Annotated in this window: 25 protein-coding genes and 2 pseudogenes; 5 read left to right on the plus strand and 22 right to left on the minus strand. The window is 39.5% G+C overall.

Annotated elements, in window-relative coordinates:
* Nucleotides 1-29 precede the first annotated feature (29 nt).
* The 21 genes and pseudogenes from ACXN9U_RS18955 to ACXN9U_RS19055 form a co-directional block, all read right to left on the minus strand.
* On the minus strand, nucleotides 30-536 hold the full coding sequence (locus ACXN9U_RS18955) for a hypothetical protein (RefSeq protein WP_125778503.1): 507 nt from the start codon (nucleotides 534-536) through the stop codon (nucleotides 30-32).
* Between the two features lie 11 nt (nucleotides 537-547).
* Entirely contained in the window at nucleotides 548-1,558 is a 1,011-nt protein-coding gene (locus ACXN9U_RS18960; protein WP_489202035.1) for a bifunctional lytic transglycosylase/C40 family peptidase, read from the minus strand.
* Complete coding sequence (locus ACXN9U_RS18965) at nucleotides 1,555-3,924, minus strand: CD3337/EF1877 family mobilome membrane protein (protein WP_489202036.1); 2,370 nt, start codon at nucleotides 3,922-3,924, stop codon at nucleotides 1,555-1,557. Before ACXN9U_RS18965 ends, ACXN9U_RS18960 begins: the two co-directional genes overlap by 4 nt.
* A 10-nt stretch (nucleotides 3,925-3,934) precedes the next feature.
* The gene (locus ACXN9U_RS18970; RefSeq protein ID WP_061861729.1) at nucleotides 3,935-4,261 is read right to left on the minus strand and encodes a YddF family protein; all 327 of its coding nucleotides are present in this window, start codon (nucleotides 4,259-4,261) and stop codon (nucleotides 3,935-3,937) included.
* Between the two features lie 13 nt (nucleotides 4,262-4,274).
* The gene (locus ACXN9U_RS18975) at nucleotides 4,275-6,770 is read right to left on the minus strand and encodes an ATP-binding protein (RefSeq protein ID WP_489202037.1); all 2,496 of its coding nucleotides are present in this window, start codon (nucleotides 6,768-6,770) and stop codon (nucleotides 4,275-4,277) included.
* Entirely contained in the window at nucleotides 6,658-7,182 is a 525-nt protein-coding gene (locus tag ACXN9U_RS18980) for a conjugal transfer protein (protein ID WP_172869047.1), read from the minus strand. Before ACXN9U_RS18980 ends, ACXN9U_RS18975 begins: the two co-directional genes overlap by 113 nt.
* 11 nt (nucleotides 7,183-7,193) lie before the next feature.
* A complete protein-coding gene (locus tag ACXN9U_RS18985; protein ID WP_172869049.1) occupies nucleotides 7,194-7,442 on the minus strand; it encodes a hypothetical protein in 249 nt (82 codons plus the stop codon).
* A 15-nt stretch (nucleotides 7,443-7,457) separates the two neighbouring features.
* Complete coding sequence (locus ACXN9U_RS18990) at nucleotides 7,458-8,522, minus strand: conjugal transfer protein (protein WP_489202038.1); 1,065 nt, start codon at nucleotides 8,520-8,522, stop codon at nucleotides 7,458-7,460.
* A gap of 158 nt (nucleotides 8,523-8,680) precedes the next feature.
* Nucleotides 8,681-8,977, minus strand: coding sequence for a hypothetical protein (locus tag ACXN9U_RS18995; protein ID WP_077391998.1), 297 nt, complete (start codon nucleotides 8,975-8,977; stop codon nucleotides 8,681-8,683).
* 16 nt (nucleotides 8,978-8,993) lie between these two features.
* Entirely contained in the window at nucleotides 8,994-9,308 is a 315-nt protein-coding gene (locus ACXN9U_RS19000; RefSeq protein ID WP_101562736.1) for a hypothetical protein, read from the minus strand.
* Between the two features lie 63 nt (nucleotides 9,309-9,371).
* Nucleotides 9,372-9,644: a hypothetical protein gene (locus ACXN9U_RS19005; protein WP_064107267.1), complete on the minus strand. Its 273-nt coding sequence runs from the start codon at nucleotides 9,642-9,644 to the stop codon at nucleotides 9,372-9,374.
* A 23-nt stretch (nucleotides 9,645-9,667) separates the two neighbouring features.
* A complete protein-coding gene (locus ACXN9U_RS19010) occupies nucleotides 9,668-9,922 on the minus strand; it encodes a DUF3850 domain-containing protein (RefSeq protein WP_061861735.1) in 255 nt (84 codons plus the stop codon).
* A gap of 21 nt (nucleotides 9,923-9,943) precedes the next feature.
* Nucleotides 9,944-10,216 (minus strand): hypothetical protein, encoded by a 273-nt coding sequence (locus tag ACXN9U_RS19015; RefSeq protein ID WP_224988897.1) that lies wholly within the window; start codon nucleotides 10,214-10,216, stop codon nucleotides 9,944-9,946.
* 2 nt (nucleotides 10,217-10,218) lie between these two features.
* Nucleotides 10,219-10,518 (minus strand): hypothetical protein, encoded by a 300-nt coding sequence (locus tag ACXN9U_RS19020; protein WP_159353830.1) that lies wholly within the window; start codon nucleotides 10,516-10,518, stop codon nucleotides 10,219-10,221.
* Nucleotides 10,519-10,784: 266 nt separating this feature from the next.
* Nucleotides 10,785-11,840, minus strand: coding sequence for a replication initiation factor domain-containing protein (locus ACXN9U_RS19025; RefSeq protein WP_489202039.1), 1,056 nt, complete (start codon nucleotides 11,838-11,840; stop codon nucleotides 10,785-10,787).
* Entirely contained in the window at nucleotides 11,833-13,254 is a 1,422-nt protein-coding gene (locus tag ACXN9U_RS19030; RefSeq protein WP_206584286.1) for a DNA translocase FtsK, read from the minus strand. The genes ACXN9U_RS19025 and ACXN9U_RS19030 overlap by 8 nt, the downstream gene beginning before the upstream one ends.
* Before the next feature lie 297 nt (nucleotides 13,255-13,551).
* A complete protein-coding gene (locus ACXN9U_RS19035; RefSeq protein ID WP_039062652.1) occupies nucleotides 13,552-13,920 on the minus strand; it encodes a YdcP family protein in 369 nt (122 codons plus the stop codon).
* A 63-nt stretch (nucleotides 13,921-13,983) separates the two neighbouring features.
* Nucleotides 13,984-14,075: pseudogene (locus ACXN9U_RS19040) on the minus strand (hypothetical protein); the annotation flags it as partial.
* 205 nt (nucleotides 14,076-14,280) lie between these two features.
* Entirely contained in the window at nucleotides 14,281-14,541 is a 261-nt protein-coding gene (locus ACXN9U_RS19045) for a hypothetical protein (protein WP_045206657.1), read from the minus strand.
* A gap of 50 nt (nucleotides 14,542-14,591) precedes the next feature.
* On the minus strand, nucleotides 14,592-14,816 hold the full coding sequence (locus ACXN9U_RS19050; protein WP_489202512.1) for a hypothetical protein: 225 nt from the start codon (nucleotides 14,814-14,816) through the stop codon (nucleotides 14,592-14,594).
* 32 nt (nucleotides 14,817-14,848) lie between these two features.
* Complete coding sequence (locus ACXN9U_RS19055; protein ID WP_317615233.1) at nucleotides 14,849-15,019, minus strand: ICEBs1 excisionase; 171 nt, start codon at nucleotides 15,017-15,019, stop codon at nucleotides 14,849-14,851.
* A 295-nt stretch (nucleotides 15,020-15,314) separates the two neighbouring features.
* Here ACXN9U_RS19055 and ACXN9U_RS19060 point away from each other — a divergent pair, with 295 nt between their 5' ends.
* From ACXN9U_RS19060 to ACXN9U_RS19080, 5 genes and pseudogenes are all read left to right on the plus strand, one after another.
* Entirely contained in the window at nucleotides 15,315-15,695 is a 381-nt protein-coding gene (locus ACXN9U_RS19060) for a helix-turn-helix domain-containing protein (RefSeq protein ID WP_061574055.1), read from the plus strand.
* Nucleotides 15,692-16,180, plus strand: a complete 489-nt coding sequence (locus ACXN9U_RS19065) for an ImmA/IrrE family metallo-endopeptidase (protein ID WP_061861744.1) — start codon at nucleotides 15,692-15,694, stop codon at nucleotides 16,178-16,180. The genes ACXN9U_RS19060 and ACXN9U_RS19065 overlap by 4 nt, the downstream gene beginning before the upstream one ends.
* 22 nt (nucleotides 16,181-16,202) lie before the next feature.
* Nucleotides 16,203-17,018 (plus strand): hypothetical protein, encoded by an 816-nt coding sequence (locus tag ACXN9U_RS19070; protein ID WP_489202040.1) that lies wholly within the window; start codon nucleotides 16,203-16,205, stop codon nucleotides 17,016-17,018.
* A gap of 17 nt (nucleotides 17,019-17,035) precedes the next feature.
* Nucleotides 17,036-18,319, plus strand: coding sequence for a hypothetical protein (locus tag ACXN9U_RS19075; protein WP_061861746.1), 1,284 nt, complete (start codon nucleotides 17,036-17,038; stop codon nucleotides 18,317-18,319).
* A gap of 70 nt (nucleotides 18,320-18,389) precedes the next feature.
* Nucleotides 18,390-20,470 (plus strand): annotated as a pseudogene (locus ACXN9U_RS19080) (thioredoxin domain-containing protein).
* Here ACXN9U_RS19080 and ACXN9U_RS19085 read toward each other — a convergent pair.
* Nucleotides 20,467-21,363 (minus strand): CPBP family intramembrane glutamic endopeptidase, encoded by an 897-nt coding sequence (locus tag ACXN9U_RS19085; RefSeq protein WP_060963805.1) that lies wholly within the window; start codon nucleotides 21,361-21,363, stop codon nucleotides 20,467-20,469. The pseudogene ACXN9U_RS19080 and the gene ACXN9U_RS19085 overlap by 4 nt on opposite strands.
* Nucleotides 21,364-21,527 lie beyond the last annotated feature (164 nt).

Genomic DNA, 21,527 nt, shown 5'->3' on the forward strand with positions numbered 1-21,527 from the left:
TACTCAAAATATAAGTGTTTTTCCACTTTTCATCCATTTCCTTTCACCTGTACATCATCAACCAGCCACTTGTTTTTTTCCTTCTTCATTTTCGTTTGGACAATCAGCACTTGCTGACTGGTTACTGAATTTGCAGTAGTTGATACCTCCACAATGTTCAAAAACAATTCAGTCGAATCATCAATCGGCTTTGAATAGCTTTCCAGTGAGCGTAACTTGCTTTGTACACTGATAGAATGCTTTTTGTCAGATCGGGAAGGGAAGGCATAATCAAAGCCTTTTTCTGTGGTGTATTTTTTTACCGCATCGTATCGCTTATCAATATCACTGTAATTCAGAAACGCTTCAAAAAATTCCTTGTTCTTTTTTGCGCTGCCCTCATACTGAATCTGACTCAATTCTTTGTTTTTCTCTATTAACACATCATTTTTCTTATTGAGTTGGTCGATCTTAGAATGCTGTGCCCCATGAAACCAATACGCTGTCACCAAACCTACAAAGAAACAAACACAAATCCATGAAATATGTGTTTTCATACTCCCACTCCTTAAAATTTTATTCTCCCAAATGAAACTAGATGACTGCGCCAGTAGCCGGATTTTAGATCAGAATACTGAATACCGCTGTCATTTGAATTAAACATCCGACCTTCACCAACATAAATGCCGACATGAGTAATTGCCTTTCCTTCATATGTGCCGCCAAAGAACACAAGGTCACCCGGCACAGCCTGTTTTTCACTGATCTTTTTCGTTGCTCCATGCTGTTCCTGCGCTGTTCTCGGAAGAGTAATGCCAGCCTTCGCATAAGACCATTGAACAAGTCCTGAACAGTCGAATCCACTTTTCGGGTTTGAGCCGCCCCACACATACGGCTGTCCTTCATATTTTAGAGCTTCTTTCATAATGTTTTCATAGCCATCTATTGCGCCGTCAACAGGCTTCACATCCTTATTAGAGCCTTTGAGATAGCGCATCACATGATCAACATAGTTCGGATCACCGTAGCTTCTCCAACCCATCTTAATGGCTTGAAGTCGGCTGAAGTCTAATGCTAGTTTTTTCGTGTATTTGCCGCCATGCTCTTTTACATATCCGATAAAACCAGAGCCAAAGTTATACGATTGTAAAGCCAGCCGGACGTCCCCTCCAGCTTCCTTAAACACTTTTTTAAAATGTTTGATACCGACTTCAATAGAATATTCCGGGTCTGTAATGGTATTTGGTGGCAATCCTATACTTTCAGAACTTTGCATAATATCTAAAGAACGCCCACCACTTTCCTGCATGGTGAGCGCCATAATCACATTTACTTGATCATATACGCCCTCTTGACGAGCGTATCTTTCAAACGCAAATCGGAAACGTTCAACCTCCGGGGCAATGCCGACCGTTTCAAATTCCCCATCTCCGCCCCCGATTTCATCGTTTCCGATGTCATGCTCTCCCGAAATCAACATGACAGCAGCCACCGCCAAAAGAAAGAAGAGGATGACAGGGGTTGAACATATGAATATCCAAAGGTATGTTTTCGGCTTCGGCTTACTTAAAACTGTCATGTCCTTTCATCCTCTCTTAATCTATCTATGCCTTTTGCTGATGAGCGACCAACAATATCTTGCAGGGGAAGAGTTTCCACTTTATTCACGATTTTTGGACTGTTACGCTTCAACGCCATAGGCTTTTCGGTGATCTTTTTCGGAACTTCACGATTTACGAATCGGCTTTCACTGCTAGAAGAAACAGATTGTTTTTTCTCCACAGAAAAACCATCTGTTCGAACTTTTGAAGGTGTCTCAGATGGTCTTATAATTGGTTGATTCGGCTGTTTATTTTCCTGCTTAACAGTTGAATACAGAGTATGTTGTGTTTCCTTGTGACCCTCTTGATAAGCCGGAGAAACGTTCTCCCGTTGCACTTGGGCTATCTGATGGCCATAACCTTTTGCCCGGTGCTCTCTTTCACTAAATTGTTGTTGATCTGTTCGTTCTTCTTCCGCAATCGTTTCATGATGAAGAGGAGCTCTTTTTATATTTTCTCCTTCCTGCTGATTAAGAGGTTCGTTCGTCTCAGAAGAAGCAGCATTATAATTCTCGACAAATTCCCTTTGGTCAGACCGGTCTTTTTCATCCATCTTCTCTTGAAGCATTGGTGCACGTTTATAAGCGCCTTCCTGTTCTTCTTTCAAAACATCATCCATCATAGGAGCTTTAACACCTTCTCGCCGCCAGTCTCTTGTAGAAGAGTTAAGCTGTTGTTTTTTCTGTAATTCACTCGGCGTTAATCTAGGCTGTTCTTTCCTCATATTTTGCGGCTTTCTTTCAAGTGCCTTTCTCTCTTGATCAGAAGGCGGAGCTACAGATGCTTTTTCATTTTGTTGCGGCGTCCTCGAAATAGCGCCCTTGTTGAATCCAGTCACCATGCCCGGACTGTTTCCGCCTGCACTCGCTCCCTCAGAAGATGGCGATTCTTGATCTTCGTATCCGCCTTTTCCTTTTCTATTGCCAAACACCTTTCCAATTTGTCCAATTGTCCCCGATAATCTGCCTGCACCTTTTTTTGCGGCTTCCCAAGAAGGCTGTACATATTCCTTTCTCATGTTGTCTACCATGTTATTATCGACAGATACAACTTTTCCAGCAGTCACAAATTGAACAATCGAATCTCTCTTCTTAATTGCAATCCACATTACAGCCGCCAATACAACCGTATTTAACAGATACATCCCAAAACCGCTAGGAGGGATGAGTGTATCAACCATGAAACAGAGGACATATACAAACAGTATTAAAATGCTCAACATTGCTTTTAGAAGATAAATGCTTAGCAAACGTCCTAAAGCAACAAAACCTGACATAGCAAGTTGCGGGACATAAGCAATAATAAAAGCGAACGGAATAAAAAATACAATCGCTAAAGCGATAATCTGTAATAAGAAACTAAGAAACGCCAAAGCAAGAAAAGGGATTCCAATTGCTATTGCTGAAACAACAGCTATAAACGATTCCCCCAACTGATTAAACACATTCCCCGAAGTCATTGTGTCATTACTATACTTATCTATTTCAGTATCCTTTATATATTTTTTCTTTTCTTTTTGTCCTTCATCAGACAATTTATAGGACAACAGCTTATCAACACGACTCAACTCTTCTTTGCTGTCTCCTTTCTCATTAATTTTAGCCGCACTTGTTTGATCATAGTTTACAATCAGGTACGGTTTTTTTAAGGCAATGTCAAAATACACATTACGCATTACAGCAACCGTACCTTCCATTTCCTTACCTTTCTCTATTTTTGAAGCATCAGCATAAATGCCCTCATTTTCTACTATTCCAATCAACCCGTTTCCTGCTTTCAACAGCTTCCCCTGTAGCTCAACAGAAAGAGCATTCAATCCCTTCATGTAATAGCCTGAGTTTGCTACCCATAAGCCCCCAATGACTAATACAACAATAAAAAGAATGCTACGCCTCATAGCATCCTTTGCGCTTCCTCTTACAAAGAAAAGGTACACAATATAACCACCCACAAAGATAAAAAGTGCTTCCCCAAAATTCTTTTTCAGCGACTTATATACCGTTTTTGATACATTCGTGATGCTGTCTGCAAATTTATCTATCGGCTTAAGGTTATACATGATATCCATACCAGCATCGACCACACGAACGATATTCCCTGCAAAAGAAAACGTCACATTTGTCATCCCTACAAATGGACCTTTGAGCATTTCATCAGATGCTTCATTATTCGCTTGATAGCGAGAAATCGGAAATCGTTTCGACTCTAGTTCAACGCCCCCTGACTTTTCGATTTTGGGCTGTGTAGTTGTATCTCCATCCGCCGCAATGGTGGATACTGCTGTTATGATGGTGAGAAACAGCAAAATGACAGCTGACACTATAAGAATTTTTTTCTTTTTCATGTCGTCCCTCCTAATCCAGCCTTGTCAGTAAATAAAACTGATAATTTGCGTTCGCTAAATCCCTTTCGGTCAGCACCTTCCATTCAGGAAAACGATCATACAGTTTAAAACAAATTGCTTTTTGATACCTCATGTGCCTGAATATTTTTCGATTATGCTCCACTCTAATTCCTAGCAGCGCTTGCATAAATAGAGCCGTTGACCTATGCCCGATAAAACTTTTATAGCGCCAACCGTAACACCCTAGTACATCATGAACTTCCTGTATCGTGATTTTGTCAGCCTTATAACAGCCCGGGCTGGTCAGAACCAAAGAATTTAAGAGCGCAACCTCCATTTTTCCATCCCCTTTATAAATATTTTTCCTCGGCGTATGCGACAGCTTTTTTCTCAACTGTTTTCAATGCACCTTCCCATTCTTCAAACAGGCATTCAATTGATATTTTGGCAGTACGGCCATAATAATCTTTAAAGAGACATTGCCCCTGGAACATAGATTCCATCATTTTTAGATTCTCTTTTGTGACCTCCATGTTCATCCATTTCAACACGTCTTCACGTTCGTTCGGTTCATCAAAAGCGAAAGCAACACCAAAATTTCCGTTATCCTCTTCTTTCAAAGCGTCTTTTGTAGACTGTGAGATAAAATACTCAGCGTTATTATAAGAGCGACCAATACGCCGCATTTGTCGTTCGACTTTTTTCCCTTGTTGTGACGTTGTAAATATCCATGCTTCATCTATAAATTCAACAGTCTGTTCATCTGGATTCATTCCGAACAATTCGCAAAATTTACCGAGTGCAAACATGACGGCACTAGACTTTAATTGTGTTATGGTGTAGTTTTCAATTCGCTCAGAATAATCAGGCAAATCCATATTTTCAACTTCTAAAATGGTGATTCGCTCTTCAAGTGACAATGCAGGATTCGAACCATCATGAATACATAGTTTCAAAATGGAATCTGACACAACTTCATTCAAGTAGTCACCAGCTTTTTGTACAGCTTTTTCAGGGTGGTTCTGCATCTTTCGAATAATGTGGAGTGAGCCGACCTGATTTCCTTTTTGTTTTGCCTCGATTACATCTGATGTAGCACGAAGGAAAGCTGTGTTTATATCATCCTTTCCTTTGAAATCATAAACTTGTTCAAAAATGACTTGAACTAGCTCTTTTGCTTTCATAGGAGGGAGGAAGGAAATAGGATCAAGTGCTCCCCAGTTCTTTTCATCTTCATGATCTAATGTGATGTAATTATATTTCTCTAAATGGGCGATATATAAAGGGAAGTTTTCTCGGATGGTTTCATCATTTAAAACCTTGCGAATCCATTTCCGCATTTCTTTTTTCGGATCAATATAAAGCGCCTTAATGTTCAGCAGGCTGATATAGTTGAAAATCAACTTTGCGAGGTAAGACTTTCCGTTCCCTGTGTCTCCTGAAATCAGACAATGAGGGGAGCGTGTCTTCGACCCTTTTAACTGCTGATTTGCTAAGAATGGGTGAAACAAGACAAAATCACGACTTGATAAAATGGCATTTTCCAAATCAGTGTGCTTTAAGAAGCGATCAACCCAACCGATAAAGAACCCTATTTTCGAACCAATATCAGAGTTAACAGCAAACAAACCCTCAGCCAGCCCGTCTTGTGTTGTTTTTTGAATCCAGTTTTTATCCGTCATATCTAACTTTTCGCCGGGCAGCATCTTATAAAAAAGTTTCAATTGATCCGCCACAGGAAGCCTGCATGTGATGCCTGCCCCTTTTAAATGACGCTTAACAATCGTAGCCTTTTGGGTACAGTCCTTTTTATCTTTGCCATGAACCACGATGACGGCCAGCCAGTTCATCAAGTACACTTCTTCTTTTTTTATTTCATCTTGCAGATGCCGCACCATCGTCGCACTGGTCACAGTTGAAACGTCACTGCGGTCACCTGTGCTATGCTGTTCACGCTGTTCCTCTTTCAATTGTTGTTTCTTAATATTTAAGGCTGGTTTAGTGATAGACTTCGATTCTGTCTGTGCCTTGATCTGTACTTCTACTGGAAACGGAAGAGCCTGCGCTTCATAAAACAAATCACTTTCAGACATGTTGTGCAAAAATTCATCAACGACAACAAAAGAAGTGAAGCCCTCATCTTGATCACTATGGAGATATAATACCGAAGGGTGTGTAGGGTCAATGAGCGTGTTCGTGATTGATCGAACGTTTCTAATCTCGCTTTCTTCTTCGATTGTGTGGTTTAAACCACGCACAAAGTGATAGCGATTCATATACGTCATTTCCTGCTCCGTCAGCCGTTCGCCCCAAATGGATGCCATCACATTGGCTAATGTTTCTTCCACCTCTTCATACTTATAAAAAAAAGAGGTCGGAACATTTTGTTCCCACCCCAACATTTTGACGACTGTATTAGTGGCAGTATTGAACAATGATAGTACATTGTCTTTCATTTCAACGCTGATGTTAACAAGACTGTTTTTCAATTTGATGCCAAAGATATAATCATACTTGGTAAGCCGTCCTAAACGTTGTTCTAACAGTCTTACCGTTTCTTCATTATAATAACGAGCCACATCCAAAGCATCTTTAGCAAGATCAGATTCTAAATCCTCAAATCGTTTTTCTAGTTCATATTCACTTGGATACATCATTAAATGAAAGTCATCATATGATGTAATTTCTTCAAATAAATGTTTCCATTTTTGCTTATAACTCTCGACTTCTTCTTTATTCTGCATTGGGATGGAACTGCTTTTTATGCGGTAATACGCCCAAACGTCTCCCGTTCTTGTCAACAACAGGTTGTTGTATATGGCTTTCATCGGTGTATTTAATTTCATTCGATTTTCCCACCACCTCTACTAATTTTCGGAACTCAATTTGCTTTTCATTATTCAAATCGACCTTGCGGTCATTACAAAATTTCTTTTCGGGAAGCTTAATCAGAAAATAGTATTTCGCAAAGTCAAAGAAATACAGATAGATGTTTTTTCCTTCCGGTTTAACTTTCGTTACAAGTATGGTTAAAAATAACGGAGTGCCAAAAATCACGATAAAGAATGTATTTTCAAAAGCGTGAGGAAAGATTATCCTCACGCCATACCATAAACCGAAGCACAGAGCCACAAAAATAAAGTAGTTGATTGCAGGTATCAACTCAATAGCAAACGGTAATGAAAATTTTTCGGTAAGCTGTTGAATTTTTTTTGGCTCCCGCATTGCCTTCCGATAATTAAAAACTAGACGCCCCACATCATCACTCCTTACAATTTGTTCATGAGTGCGTCAACCCAGCCGGAGAACTGCGACCAGTGATGAATAGTCCATGTAACAGCACTTCCGACAACACAAACCGCCACAATTCCGCCCATTTTCATTCTCGTGAAGTGTTTAGCAGCCATACCGATAACAACAATCACAATAAACTGCGAGACAATGTCCAAAACCCAGCCTTTAACCCCTCCAAGAGTAGGAAGGCCAGCTCCCATAACCAAATGATTGAATAAATCCATCTTGTTTTCCCCTTTCTAATTGTGTTTTAATTCATTCACATAAAATTGACCGCTTTTTTCTGTTAATTCGAGCGTAAAGCTTTCATTGACAGGTATCTCATTTTCTTTTTCTTTAAATTGGACAGCACAAATAACCTCGAAACCTTTTTTCGTCCCGAAGATTTTAGCGTTTTTCACTTCACCGAATGCAAGACTACCTTGGAGCGCTTCCGGCTTTTTCATCATATACACCATTTCCTCTTCTTTTTCAGAAGCATACTTTTCAAAGAAAGAAGTAAGAAATGACTCAATCGCTTCTTTTTTATCTCCTGCGTATTCGTCCCTCGTTTCTTCCTTCTCAGAAGCTGATACACTGCCCTTTAAGTCGTATATCTCAGTGAAGTACGGGACAGCAGAGACAGCGAACGCATCGCCTTTATTGACTACAGGAATATTTAATAGCACTTGTTTTTCAGCTTTTTCATTTTCTGTAACTTTCTCCTTCACTTTCTTTTCCTTTTTCCCATCCTTTACTTTTTTCTCAACTTCTTTTTCTACCAGAAAGAGATTCGTATATGTCACTTTGTACTGAAAAAGCTTCCCTTTATCACCTTCTTTCACGTTATACAAGCTGTAATCATTTAGCTGACGATCACCCTTAAAGCCATCCATATCGAAGCGTTCGCCTTCTTCAAAGCTCGTTTGTGTCTGCTTCACCATGTAACTCTCAAGATTCTTTTTTCGTTCGTCAATGGCATCTTGATCATTTTTCACGTTGATATATTCATTGATGAAGCCTGACAGAAAATTTTCAGCCGCCGTTGTAGACATTTTCTGTTTTTCGCTTTCAGCAGGCTTACTGGATTGATTCCTTATATCATTCACAGCAGATCGAGTGTTAACAGACAACAAAACAGACATGAGACAAAAGAGAAGTAACGCTCCTACACACGTCCACAACGTCCCTGCGACCAATCGGGTACGATCTCGCGGCACTTTTATATTTGTTTTCTCAGGCCGACGGACTTGTTTTATTTTTTGGATAGCAGCCTTAAAAAATGATTCTTCTTTTTTCTCGTTTTCATTTTCCTTTTGAAGCATCTTTTCACCCCTTTAAGCTGTGCCTTTCTCACTTTCAGGCTGTTTTATTTTTCGGGATAGTCTTAATATAGAACGAGCGATTTTTTCATAATTCGGCTCATTTACATCTCCCACAAGGAACTTTACAGGCTTACCATTAATACTTTTCAAGACTTCCCTCATCTTAAAACCTCGCTTTCTATTTGCCTTGTACTCTCTAGGAAAGATAAAAAGGATGCTACACGAAGTAACACCCTTTTTATGGCTTGATTCTCTATATACACTTTTACACTTGTCATTCGTCCATCCGGTAGATACCTCGTTTTATAAAAGGTGTATCTGTACTCAGAAAAACCTTTGACCCTTTGACCTTCCACAACCAACATACAATCTCTGCTTAGACTCCTTACAAAAACCAACGACGGGATGCCTACGTTAAACCCCAAGCTCCTGAATTGATCGTCAACAGCAGACACATAACCACTCCTTCTATCATCGTCCTCCATTCTTTAAGTAGGTTGCTTCATAATCTTTTCTAATAACATGCGGGTCATACATAACAAATTCCACAAAAACCTCACCATTCTCACTTTCATCCTCATATTCTTCCATGACTCGAAAATGAAAGTACAAATTCGCCACCATTTCGCCGCCATCATCCTTACGAACATGAACAATAATCATCTGTTCATAGTTAGTTGAAATTTCATCACTCAGCCTTTCTAAAACATCATCTAACAGATGACCATTTAGGTGTCGCTCCAATGTATCTATAAGAGTAGACTCATTAACAATTTTATAATTCATAAAGTCCTCCTCATTCCGAATAACCGATACCCTCGAATTGATCGTTAACAGTAGAAAAACTACTCACCCCTTATCCAAGTGAGCACTTTCAAATTCCACGTTTTTTTCTTCTGTTTCACCATCTTCATCTTCTAAGATGTTGAACATTACAAAAAGCTTCCTTGTGTAATTCTCCACAACGGTTAAGATTTCAACTAAAAATCGTTCAGCTTCTCTTGTGTAATAAATGACGTAGTCCTGCATTTTCTCTACTATACTTTCAGTATCATGCACACATCCAATTGCCTCCAATGCACTTTCCAAAGCCGCCCGATTGAGAAGATTGACATTATTCACCTTTATTCCTCCCCATGCATGAATTATTTGAATAAGACGCTATTATTTTCTCCTTCCTTAATTTTTTCGACCCTTAACACTATAAGACCAGGAGTCAAAGACTGACGCCTATCCAAAACAAGCACTTCTATGACTCGCTTCGTACACTCGCCCTTCCATTCATGAAGGCACAAAACATCTTTAGCCTTATAAATATTTTCGCTGACTGTAACCTCTGTAGCCCCTTTAGAAATAGCTTCAAACTCTTCCGGAAGTATCTTTAGATGATGAACGATCACGAAAGAACACATCCCTTCACTTTACTGCGCAACTGGTTTGGAATAGCCAATAACTTCAAATTGAACATCTTTTTCGTGCTGCTCTTCTAATTCATCTTCCTCGACAATCGAAAACACTGCATATACCTTCTGGTAAAAACCATTCACCTCAGCAGTCACCTGAACAATAAATGATTCTTCATGAGGAGCGACTTCTTTCATTTGTTCAACAATTTCATCAAACAAATCCAAATGACCAATTGACTCTAATTCCCTTTCCAGCAAAGCTGGATTAAGGAGATTAACGCCATTCATATTTATTCCTCCCTTAACGTTCTCTTAGAAAAGCGAGTATTAAAAAGTTCTCTACAATCATCAACGAGTTTCTCGATATAAGGTTTATCCAATATTTTAAGCTGATAATTGGTTAACTCCATAATTGCAAATGGCTTTTCAATATTTTGGGGGAACTCCTTTTTTAAGAAATTGTTAACGTCCTCCAAAGAACAGGCATTCAGAATAAAAACATGTTCATCAAGCACAATTAGAAAAACCCTCATTGGGTCAGCATATTTTCCTCCAGTAGAAGTAGCAAAATCAATAGATCCAATCGCCATTCAAAAACTTCTCCTTTCTTGGGCTTTGCCCAACCCCACCAACGGAAGCCCGTTGGATCGCTAATAATCTATCCCCCTATTCCCCCGAATCATCGGGGGACTCCCTCGCCGGTAGGCAGGAACAAACGGTTGTTTGTTCAATGCCAAGAGGGTTTTAGTGGCGCTGAATATGTCAACTCCTTATCCTCACTTCGTTCCGGTACCGTTGACACATACGTTTAATCGCATCACCTGTGTTTAAGAGCGATAGCAGTCTATTTAAAACGCTAAACGACCATGTCCGCCACTTCAGCAAGAAACACATCCAGCATCTTTTCTTGTTTGTCTGACAGCTCAGCTTCCATAATCATGTCCGAAAGATCATTGCGTCCCAAGTGTTGGTCAGCTTCCAGCACCATTTTCATGGTGGGGGAACATGAGTTTTTCAACCAGTTCCTTGTTTTTTGGTAAAAGTCTCTTTGCGGCTTCATGTAAAGTTGCAGTTTCCCTACATCACCTATAAAAGCTTGCCAAAAATCACTTGTTTCCCAGTATCGGCGTTCTCTTTCGTTCGGATCAACGAATTTCACATAGTTGTTAATAATCTGCAATGCGATATATGTCAAATCCTGTCGTTTAATCAGTTCTTTAATGGCTACTTGTGCTCGTTCGTTCTTCAAACGAATTTCATAGCGATTCCAGTCACCTAAATCCTCTAACGGAATATTGTATTTTTCAGCCTGTTCATGATTTTTTTCATAGAAACATAGATAAGCTTCTGATTTTTTTGAACCAAAGTATATTGTTGTTCCACCCATTTGACCATCCGAGAGATCAAAAGAACCGTTATAATCTGATTTTCTAAATCGTGAAATACATTCGCCCTTTTGGGCTTTTTTCAACAATTCCGGGATTGAAAAGTATGTTTTTTTATCGTCAATTGCCAGATCAAGGCGAGTAAATGAACCGCCATTCTGTATACAGTCTTGAAAGAAATCAAACCATGTTTTCTTCCGGCAATCTAAGAACGACTCAAATTGTCGACAGCCTTGACCCGATAACTCGACCAGAATACCTCTATTATCTCCGGGCGAAGAGTAAAAAACCTTGATGAAATCCAGTTCAAACGTTCCGACATATCCGTAAAAGCCGTTCGGCTTTTCTGTCATGAAATCTTTGTTCAAGTGAAGAATATTCTCGATAATGTGGTCAACATCATGAGTTTTGAAAGTCACACGAATGTAATCAACCATTGATACTAAAGGATTTTCAACATTCTCTTTTTCTTCTTTTAACATTACTACCCCCCTGTTAGCGTGGGGGGGTTTTTGTAGTTCACTCACTCGCTTCGCTCCTTCGCTCACCGCTGGCCGTCTGGTCGCTTACGCTGCCGCTGGCGACTGCCGTCGCCTGCGCTCCCTCGACTCCAACCAGCGATTTTTTAATAGATGACATGAAATCATACCCCTTCGGTACAATCGGACTGTAAAACTCTAATATTGAACCTGTTCCTACATAGGCGTATCCTCGACCTTTCACATCTTTCACCATAAATGTTTTATCGACGTCTCCGAACATCATCCCATAACCAGTATCAGACATCTTGCCAAGCGCAACACGAAAATTAAATTGATCTCGTATCCCGTCGGCTAGATATTTTGCATCCGGTCGCTGTGCCCCTAAAACAAGAAAATAACCAGCTTGCCGACCCATCATGACCAATTGTTTCATGTAGGATAAAGCTTCATTTCTTTCTTTCATATCCAGCAAATCCATAAATGCTACATACTCATCAAAGAAGATAAAGACAGGCTTCAATCCTAAATAGGCATAGTTCACACCAGTTTTGTAATTCGGCATTTTCTTCATTTCATCCATTCGCTCCATCATGCCATCAACCGACTTTCTCAAACACATAAGGATGCCACTCTTTTTTGAGTAAACTCTTTTCGGAAGTATCTCTTCCAAGTCAGCTAAATCAGCATTTTTCGGATCTAAGATTTTCACATCTGCCCCAAGATCAACACTCGCTTTTATGACTGTCAACATGAAATATGTTTTCCCTCCGCCTGTACCGCCGGAGATCAGCATATGCGGCAACTTGTCAAACTCCCATGACACATGTTTCATCAACGGCAAAACGCCATCTTTCGCCACTGCGTCATCTATTGAAATTCGATTTTTCTTCACATCATAAAGCAGTTTGAAGCAGACAAAACCCTCTTCCATTTCCTTATCCACTAGGTCACAAAATAAGCCGTTTTCCAAATCCTTTCCCAAGTCTAGGAAGCGATTCTGAAAACGGCTCATGTCCATAGCTATACGGATATAAATGTGATTGTTTTTGACTTGATAATACATTCTTGGAAAGTAAGTGATTTTTTCTTTAGCAGCCGTATCATTCGAAAACAGCTTTTTCACCTGAACGCTTTCCTTTTCATAAAACTTATTCGAAAAGATCATCCTCGCAATCTTTTGCCTATGATATAGCTTTTTATACGCATCATTAAACAGAAAATAAGCTAGGATGACAGAACCCGCCGCGGCTAAAAGAGAGCACAGCACACTTTTAATAAGCAATGGGACATTCCATTCAAAATGCTTTACGGTTTCCATAACATCCAAGTGGAGCAAATGATCTTCCCAGAAGAAAAACATAGATAACAAAAAAACAGGCACAAATATGATTGCACCTGTCATTATTATATTGTTTCTCATTCTAGGCCGGATTCGAACCCCCCTATACTTCCAAAGCATTGTCTTGAGCCTAGAGATGAAGCAACACTCCTAACGTTTGGATTTATCCCTTTTCTCACTCCACAAGTCTATTATGTCGATAATTAGAAATTGACCACCAAACATAGCAAATATGCAGATTGACACAAAAACGGTGATGAAAATATCAAAAGGCAACCATCCCACTGGCTTGCGATACCAAGCGAAAAATACAAAGAATACAATCCACAAAACAACTCGCACAATTATTGAACGCATTGTTTTAGTTTTACAAAGTTTTTGGGCATCCTACATCCCCTGTAGCTTACAGAGAACATATTACTTTTTATCATTGCCACTGGTTGCCGCCGCAGGTTTTACAGAAGAACCGCCTTTAATAAGAATATCCTCAACCTCAACTGTCCAGTTTACGTTTGCGAAATTTCCATTCGCTCTTGCTCCGGCTGAAATTTTAGGATTTTTCAATTCAACATCTTGGAAGAAACCATATTCCTTTAATTCAACGTAAGCCGGTACAGTTACCTCAATTTGCCCACCTTGAACACTTGAACCTAAATTATAAATACGTGACTCAAGGGTATCCGTTCTTTTCCCATCCACATAGGCATAACGCTCACGGTTCAGCCCCAAGAATTTCAGCTCACCAAAAGTCATTTTTTCGTCAGGTACAATAAAGTTAAAGTTCATTTTTTTACATCTCCATTCCGTTATTTTTATTCAGTTATTTAAATTTCAATTTTATATTCAAAGATTCGCTCCGGTACTGTCTCCATCGTGGCGCTTGTCAGTCGCTAACGGAAAATTCCCTCATGGCGACCTAGTAGGCTATTTATAGCCATCAGGCTGATTACAGCCATGCCGCACGCTTATTCTAGCCTGCTACAGCATTTAAAGTGATTGCTGTTCATCACTCAAATACTCACGCATGACTTTTCACCAAAAATGCCCTATAATAAAAGTGTCTAGTTTTTATTGGGGGCGTTCTTGATGGCAATCATCAAGGCGCTTTCTTTGTCTGTATGTAATTTTCAAAGAGCACAATCCTTTCTAATGGCATTTTTCGTACAATTCATCATTGTACAAGACGAACACTCGTTTATCTTTCTTGCCTGTTGGTTCAACCGACCATATGCACCACCAATGCCATCCTTTAAGCTGTTTTGACACTTCCACATTGGCTAAATCATAAGTTGGTGCTTCCACTACATAAGATTCAGAAATTGCATAATCAGCAAAATGTTCGAAATTCTTGTCAGCTTCTAAGGCTTCAATATCCATAACAATCGTTGCATTCACTTTTACTTTCATCGCATTCCCCCTTTCAATTTTTCCAACAATACCGATAGTGGTATATGACTTCACACTATACGTTTTTGTTGAAGTGCAGAAAGGTCTTTTCTGCCGATACCGTAATTTTTACAAATCTGGCGATATGAAACTCCTTTTTTAAGAAGCTCTTGAATGTTATTCGGTGAAAGTGGCCTATTCAAAAGATGTTTTATAATGACTTGATTTAGCGCCATTTTCATTCTCGCCGACCAATTACCCTCCATCTGTCTGGCTAATGGTACAGCATCCCTCATAAATGAATTTGTTTGCTCCAAATCCAAATGAATCACCCAATCTCTTGAATGTTTTTATAAAGGTAAGAACTTTCAAATTTGCTCTTGATAACTCTTCCCTTAAGAGTTGTATAGCCCTCTTCTTCTAATTCTTTATTTAATTCGCGAATGATCTCATAAGCTTTTGCTCTTTTCACATTGAGAATTTCTTGTACATCATCCACTGTATATACTCCTTTCATTTGACCATCCTTCCTTTTAAAGATCATCAACTCTTTATGTTGATTTAATTATAACACTCCGATTCGGAGATGTAAATAAAAAACAGAACATTTCGGAGATTTTTTCATAAAAGCATAGACGAGACAACAAAATGAAGACTGCTACAGATTAAGTTTATACACTCCGTTTCGGAGAGCAAATGACAAAAGTTCGCCTTTTTGTTCCAACTTGTGAAAGGGTCAGCAATTGCTGATATTATAATAACTAATCAACTCTTTGTGGAATGGATGATAACAAATGACATTAGGCCAAAGATTAAAATGGGCTCGAAAAAAATCCGGTTACTCAAATCAAGACGTACCAGCTGAGAAAATTGGGCTAACAGGGAAAACATTATCTAATTATGAACGGGATTATAGATCGCCCGATCCGGAGACATTAAAAAAACTCGCTGACTTATATGATGTATCCACTGATTTTTTGGTCGGCAGAGAAGAAAAAGACAAACCTAAGTCTAAATTAGATCAAACAGTTAATGAAGCAATTGAGCAGCTTAAAAACGAAGAAACTTTGCTTTTCATGAAAGATGATGACATTGACGAGGAAACAGCTAAATTAATTAAACAAGCTTTAATTAATGGTATTAAATATGTAGACGCTATGAAAAAGAAAGAGTGATTCTTATTTATACCTCTAAAAACATAAAACACAAAGCTGAGAGTGTTATCCATGACCATGGCACAAATGATGTTTATAAGATTTGTGATGATCTTAAAATTATTATTTTAGATGGAAACTTAGGCCGAATTAATGGTTTCCTTCAATACTATAAGAAGGAAGATAAGTACCTAATCCATGTAAACAAAAACTCAGTCTATCCGAAAATAATAGTAGCTCATGAACTAGGGCACTATTTTTTGCACAAGTGCCTAAATACTTTTCAAATGGAAAACTGTTCATTAATTTTAGAAAATAAACTTGAATACCAAGCTGACATTTTCGCATCAGAATTACTCTTGCCCGATTATATTTTATCTAAAGAATTAATAACATATCATAATCAGTCACTTATTCAAATTGCCTCTGCTGTTAAACTCCCTTTGTCTATCGTTAAAGTTAAATTTAAACAAATGAATCTTCTATCAACTGAAAAGGCTTTGTAACTCTAAAAAGGACGGAACAAAAATGAATAAAAAAAGATATTATTCAGAAAGACATAATCTTTGGAAGCGTAAAAGATATACGGAATCAGAATTAGTAGAGCTATTTATACAAACCTACCATGAATTTATTCAGAAAGGCCTATTTGATGAACTATTAGGTTATCAAGATACTGAAAGAAAAAGAATTCCAGGCATTATAGCTGGAAACTTTGAACTTTTCTTATATAAACAATTAGGAAAAAGAGAACTGGCTCCTATTGATTTAAATAATGCTTATAATGAGGAGGACATTTTTGATTTAATAGAGTTGTTCTATGATTATGTTTCAATGCCAATTATTCCAAAGAGTAAGTATGATCAAGCACCCGGACAATTAAAATATCGAGATGAAATGAACTTTATTCTCAACAATTATGGTCAAGGTTTCGAACTTACTCAGGAAGGTTATATTAGAGAATTAATCGATAATGGTCTAGAAAACTTGATAGACTCTCAATATGAATTTGATGATGATAAAGATTCTGAAGAAATAGTGAAAAGAGCAACGAAAAAATTTTTCCACTACAATGCAGATGACACAGATAAAAAAAGCGCAATATTAGAAATTGCTGGATTACTTGAAAACCTTAGAGAAAGCAATAAACTTCATCTTGCCAAAAAAGATGAATCTGATTTATTTAATTTGCTCAATAACTTTAACCTACGACATAACAACCCAAATCAGCAAACTAAATACGAAAAGAATATATTTTATCCATGGGTATTTTTCAATCTTCTATCTGCGCTTGATGCAGCATTAAAATTGCTAAATAGACAAGAATTTGATCTAGATTTCTAGCATGAGGAGCTGACGATATGTTTGAAGAAAAACAGGAAATTATAATCTCAACCAAGGGAGAGGTTATTGAAACTACGATAACTCCTCAGCATCAAATTCTTGTTTCTTGTGAAGAAAATATAAGAGAAGAATGTAAAGGCCAATACATGGAAAAAGCAAGAAATCTATTTACTATTGGATATTATGATCATGCTGTATTAGAGTATTGGAACCGTGGAATAACTGATCTTAAAGATAAATTAACTATATACGGTTTAGAGCATTTTCCAAGTGAATATAATATCAAGGTTACTACTAGAGAAGATTTAGCAGATGTAAAAGATAGTACTATTATTAATGCGTGTCAAGCACTAGGTTTAATTGATGACGAAGCACATATTTTTTTAATACACTGTCTAAATATTAGAAATAAGTTTACAGCAGCCCATGATACAACCACACCCATTGATCCTATAGAAGCAATTAATTTAATAAAGAACTGCGTCAAATATGTTTTACAAAGAGATGTACCTTCCCCGGCGATAACTATAAACGATCTCATAAAATACATACAATCAGAAAGTTTTGATGTGGAACACTTTAGGGAGACTGTTAAAGATCAATCCCCCAAAGTGGTAGAATCCTTTTTAAGACGAGTTTTCAATGAATACATTGAACCCCTAACTTCAAACGATTATAGAGATAACCTTAAATTGATAGTGAGAATAGTATGGGACATGATTGGAGAAGAGATTAAGAGCGATATTGGTCAAAAGTTGGTTCATTTAAAATTAGATAGTAATGTAGACAAATCTCTTTATGCCATGGATTTTATATTACAAGTAAAAGGCATGAAATATATTCCTACGGCCGTAAGAAAGCATATATTTATTAAGAAAGCTCAAGAGTTAATTGATGCTCACCATGGAATGAATAACTTCTACAACGAAGTCAGACCCTCCAGAGAATTAGAAGAGTTAGGATATAATATACCTGATGAGTCATTGGATACCTATGTTAAAGCTATAACATTTAGCTTTACTGGTAACTCATTTGGATATAGTAATAATGCCTCTTCACATAATCAAGCTATGTTTTCAAATCTTTCTACAAAAGGAGTACAGATATTCCTAGATTCTCTTGAAAATAACACATCATACGCATGGCATTTTATAAGCCCAAACCCTGTGAAAAGACTAGTTGAACTACTGAAAATATTGGAAGGTAAATCGAATTTATTACCTAAGCACAAAATAAAAATAACCGAGTTTTTAAAGAAGAAATCATTGCGAGACTATTTTATAAAAAAAACATCGAGCTAAAATGGTTTAAATTTTTAGACTTGGATAATCTAATTGTAACCATTTTATTTAGAGGAAAGAAGGTGATCCCATGTCAAATAAAAAAGTACCCAATAGATTAATCACTGAGAAGTCACCGTACTTACTCCAACATGCTTATAACCCCGTGAATTGGTATCCGTGGTGTGACGAAGCATTTGAAAAAGCGAAACGAGAGAATAAGCCTGTTCTCTTATCTATTGGGTACGGGTAGCTTAGCGAACTTGTCACTGGTGTCACGTCATGGCTCACGAGTCCTTTGAGGACGAAGAGATCGCCGGTATTCTAAATGATAAATTTATAGCCATCAAGGTTGATCGTGAGGAGCGGCCTGATGTCGATTCCGTGTATATGAGGATCTGCCAGCTGATGACGGGGCAAGGCGGGTGGCCGCTGAATGTGTTTATCACACCTGATCAGAAGCCGTTTTATGCGGGGACATATTTTCCGAAGACGAGCAAATTTAACCGTCCGGGCTTTATCGATGTGCTTGAACATCTGTCCGAAACGTTTGCGAATGACCGGCAGCATGTCGAGGATATTGCCGAAAACGCCGCCGCTCATCTTGAAGTCAAGGTTCACCCGGCTGAGGGCATGCTTGGCGAACAGGCAGTTCATGACACGTACCGCCAGCTGGCCGGCGGGTTTGACACGGTGTACGGCGGGTTCGGCCAGGCTCCGAAGTTTCCGATGCCGCATATGCTCATGTTTCTGCTTCGCTACTACAGCTATACGGGTAAGGAACAGGCATTGGCAGGCGTAACCAAGACACTCGACAGCATGGCGAACGGCGGTATTTTTGACCACATCGGGTTCGGCTTTGCCCGCTACTCGACTGATAATGAATGGCTCGTGCCGCACTTTGAGAAAATGCTGTATGACAACGCCCTTCTCCTGACCGCATATACAGAAGCCTATCAAGTCACGGGCAACGAGCGCTACAGACAGGTTGCGATGCAGATCGTGACGTTTATTCAGCGGGAAATGATACATGAAGACGGCAGCTTTTTCTCAGCCTTAGACGCTGATACCGAAGGCCGCGAGGGGAAATATTACATATGGTCAAAAAAAGAAATCATGGATCTTCTCGGTGATGAACTCGGCTCGCTTTATTGCAAAGTATATAACATCACAGATCAAGGCAATTTCGAAGGAGAAAACATCCCGAACCTTATTTTCACGCGGCGGGAAGCCATCCTCGAAGAGACCGGCCTCACCGGACATGAGCTGACCGAACGTCTTGAAGGTGCAAGAAAAAAATTGCTGGAGGCGCGGGAAAACAGAAGCTATCCGCACACAGATGACAAAGTGCTGACCTCATGGAACGCGCTCATGATTGCCGGGCTGGCAAAAGCCGCAAAGGTATTTCACGAGCCGGACCTTCTCAGCATGGCGGAAACAGCGATCCGCTTTCTCGAACGTCACCTCATGCCGGACGGGCGCGTCATGGTCCGCTACCGTGAGGGCGAAGTGAAAAACAAAGGATTTATCGATGATTACGCTTTTCTCATCTGGGCTTACCTTGAACTGTATGAAGCGGATTTTGATGCGTCTTATCTGCAAAAAGCGAAAACGTTATGTACAAGCATGCTGGATCTGTTCTGGGATGAACGGCACGGAGGTTTCTTCTTTACGGGGAATGACGCCGAGACTCTTCTTGTCAGGGAAAAAGAAGTTTATGACGGAGCCGTGCCTTCCGGAAACAGCGCGGCTGCCGTACAGCTGCTTCGCCTCGGCCGCCTGACGGGTGATGGATCACTGATCGAAAAAGCAGAAGCCATGTTTTCTGTTTTCAAACGGGAAATCGAGGCCTACCCGAGCAGCAACGCTTTCTTCATGCAAAGCGTACTGGCGTATACAATGCCGCAAAAAGAAATCGTTGTGTTCGGAAGCAAAGATGATCCGGACAGAAAGCGTTTCATTGAGGCGCTTCAGGAACATTTCACTCCCGCCTATACGATTCTCACTGCGGAACATCCGTCAGAGCTTGCAGGCATTTCTGATTTTGCTGCGGGTTATCAAATGATTGACGGTAAAACGACGGTTTACATTTGTGAAAATTTTACATGCCGCAGGCCGACGACGGATATTGATGAAGCGATGAACACATTACAAATCAGCAGCAGAGCCTAGGCGGCCTGCTGCTTTTCTTTTTTCACAAAACGGAACGCGAGCCATGCGAAGATGATATTGATCACCAGAGTCGATATGCAATCATATATGTCATAGCCGCCGGCAGCTGTTGCAAATAGCGACGGAATGCCGCTGTACACCGAATGATCCTCTGTGAGAAAGATAAATAAAAACATATTATTGGCAGCGTGACCGCCCAAGGACATCTCCAGACTGCCTGTTTTAATCGTGATAAAGGTCCAGATCATGCCGATGGTGACATATCCGATTCCCGCCCAGAGAGCCCCGTTTTCCATCTCCGGATTTCCGAAATGAAGTGCGCCGAATAATCCGCCGACGATGACAGTCAAAACCACCGCATTTGCCGTCAGTTTTCCGGCGAACTGAAGCAGAAAACCCCGAAAGAGAAATTCCTCCGCGGAGGTTTGAATCGGCACCAAAAAGACGGCAGCCGCTAACAGCAGCAGAAAGCGTGAAGCATGGAATTCCTGAAGCGAGAAGCGATCCGGATGGATTGAAAAATCAATCAGCCCCGCCATAAACATCAACAAAAAGTAAGTGCCGAATCCAAAGAAAATCCGCTTCCAGTTCAGCGACTGATTCGGTGTGATGATGGATAAAAACCGCCGTTTCATAATGAAACGAACCGCTATCCAAATGCCCGGGATGGCTATGAAATAGACGATATGCTGTAAATAAATATCCGCCAGCGGGTCACTTAATGCCGCTTCATCCCAATCTATCGTCAATGAAGGATTGAACTCGGACGTGAGAAACATATAAAACACAGTCAATATGCTTCCAAAAAAGAACAAACCCGCAATGACCAACAGAGAAAGGAGATATCTCCACACACTATTTCTTCCTTCTGCGGGCCTTATAAACATATTCATATTTATGCATCAACTTCCTTTCCTTCAACATTTTACAATATAAAAAGAATCAGATATAGGAAATGTTATATATTTTTAAGAAGAAAGCGCTATGCCGTTTCCTTCGTCTCTGGTTATTTGCACTCTGTTTTTGCCATAAAAAGACCTTTATAATGTATTTGTCA

Source organism: Bacillus sp. BACIII, assembly GCF_057836745.1.

Excerpts from the sequence above, each read along its gene's own strand:
- ACXN9U_RS18955 (WP_125778503.1), bottom strand. The coding sequence starts at position 536 with ATGAAAACACATATTTCATGGATTTGTGTTTGTTTCTTTGTAGGTTTG.
- ACXN9U_RS18960 (WP_489202035.1), bottom strand. The coding sequence starts at position 1,558 with ATGACAGTTTTAAGTAAGCCGAAGCCGAAAACATACCTTTGGATATTC.
- ACXN9U_RS18965 (WP_489202036.1), bottom strand. The coding sequence starts at position 3,924 with ATGAAAAAGAAAAAAATTCTTATAGTGTCAGCTGTCATTTTGCTGTTT.
- ACXN9U_RS18970 (WP_061861729.1), bottom strand. The coding sequence starts at position 4,261 with ATGGAGGTTGCGCTCTTAAATTCTTTGGTTCTGACCAGCCCGGGCTGT.
- ACXN9U_RS18975 (WP_489202037.1), bottom strand. The coding sequence starts at position 6,770 with ATGAAATTAAATACACCGATGAAAGCCATATACAACAACCTGTTGTTG.
- ACXN9U_RS18985 (WP_172869049.1), bottom strand. The coding sequence starts at position 7,442 with ATGGATTTATTCAATCATTTGGTTATGGGAGCTGGCCTTCCTACTCTT.
- ACXN9U_RS18990 (WP_489202038.1), bottom strand. The coding sequence starts at position 8,522 with ATGCTTCAAAAGGAAAATGAAAACGAGAAAAAAGAAGAATCATTTTTT.
- ACXN9U_RS19000 (WP_101562736.1), bottom strand. The coding sequence starts at position 9,308 with ATGAATTATAAAATTGTTAATGAGTCTACTCTTATAGATACATTGGAG.
- ACXN9U_RS19015 (WP_224988897.1), bottom strand. The coding sequence starts at position 10,216 with ATGAATGGCGTTAATCTCCTTAATCCAGCTTTGCTGGAAAGGGAATTA.
- ACXN9U_RS19020 (WP_159353830.1), bottom strand. The coding sequence starts at position 10,518 with ATGGCGATTGGATCTATTGATTTTGCTACTTCTACTGGAGGAAAATAT.
- ACXN9U_RS19030 (WP_206584286.1), bottom strand. The coding sequence starts at position 13,254 with ATGCTTTGGAAGTATAGGGGGGTTCGAATCCGGCCTAGAATGAGAAAC.
- ACXN9U_RS19035 (WP_039062652.1), bottom strand. The coding sequence starts at position 13,920 with ATGAACTTTAACTTTATTGTACCTGACGAAAAAATGACTTTTGGTGAG.
- ACXN9U_RS19045 (WP_045206657.1), bottom strand. The coding sequence starts at position 14,541 with ATGAAAGTAAAAGTGAATGCAACGATTGTTATGGATATTGAAGCCTTA.
- ACXN9U_RS19050 (WP_489202512.1), bottom strand. The coding sequence starts at position 14,816 with ATGAGGGATGCTGTACCATTAGCCAGACAGATGGAGGGTAATTGGTCG.
- ACXN9U_RS19060 (WP_061574055.1), top strand. The coding sequence starts at position 15,315 with ATGACATTAGGCCAAAGATTAAAATGGGCTCGAAAAAAATCCGGTTAC.
- ACXN9U_RS19070 (WP_489202040.1), top strand. The coding sequence starts at position 16,203 with ATGAATAAAAAAAGATATTATTCAGAAAGACATAATCTTTGGAAGCGT.
- ACXN9U_RS19075 (WP_061861746.1), top strand. The coding sequence starts at position 17,036 with ATGTTTGAAGAAAAACAGGAAATTATAATCTCAACCAAGGGAGAGGTT.
- ACXN9U_RS19085 (WP_060963805.1), bottom strand. The coding sequence starts at position 21,363 with ATGAATATGTTTATAAGGCCCGCAGAAGGAAGAAATAGTGTGTGGAGA.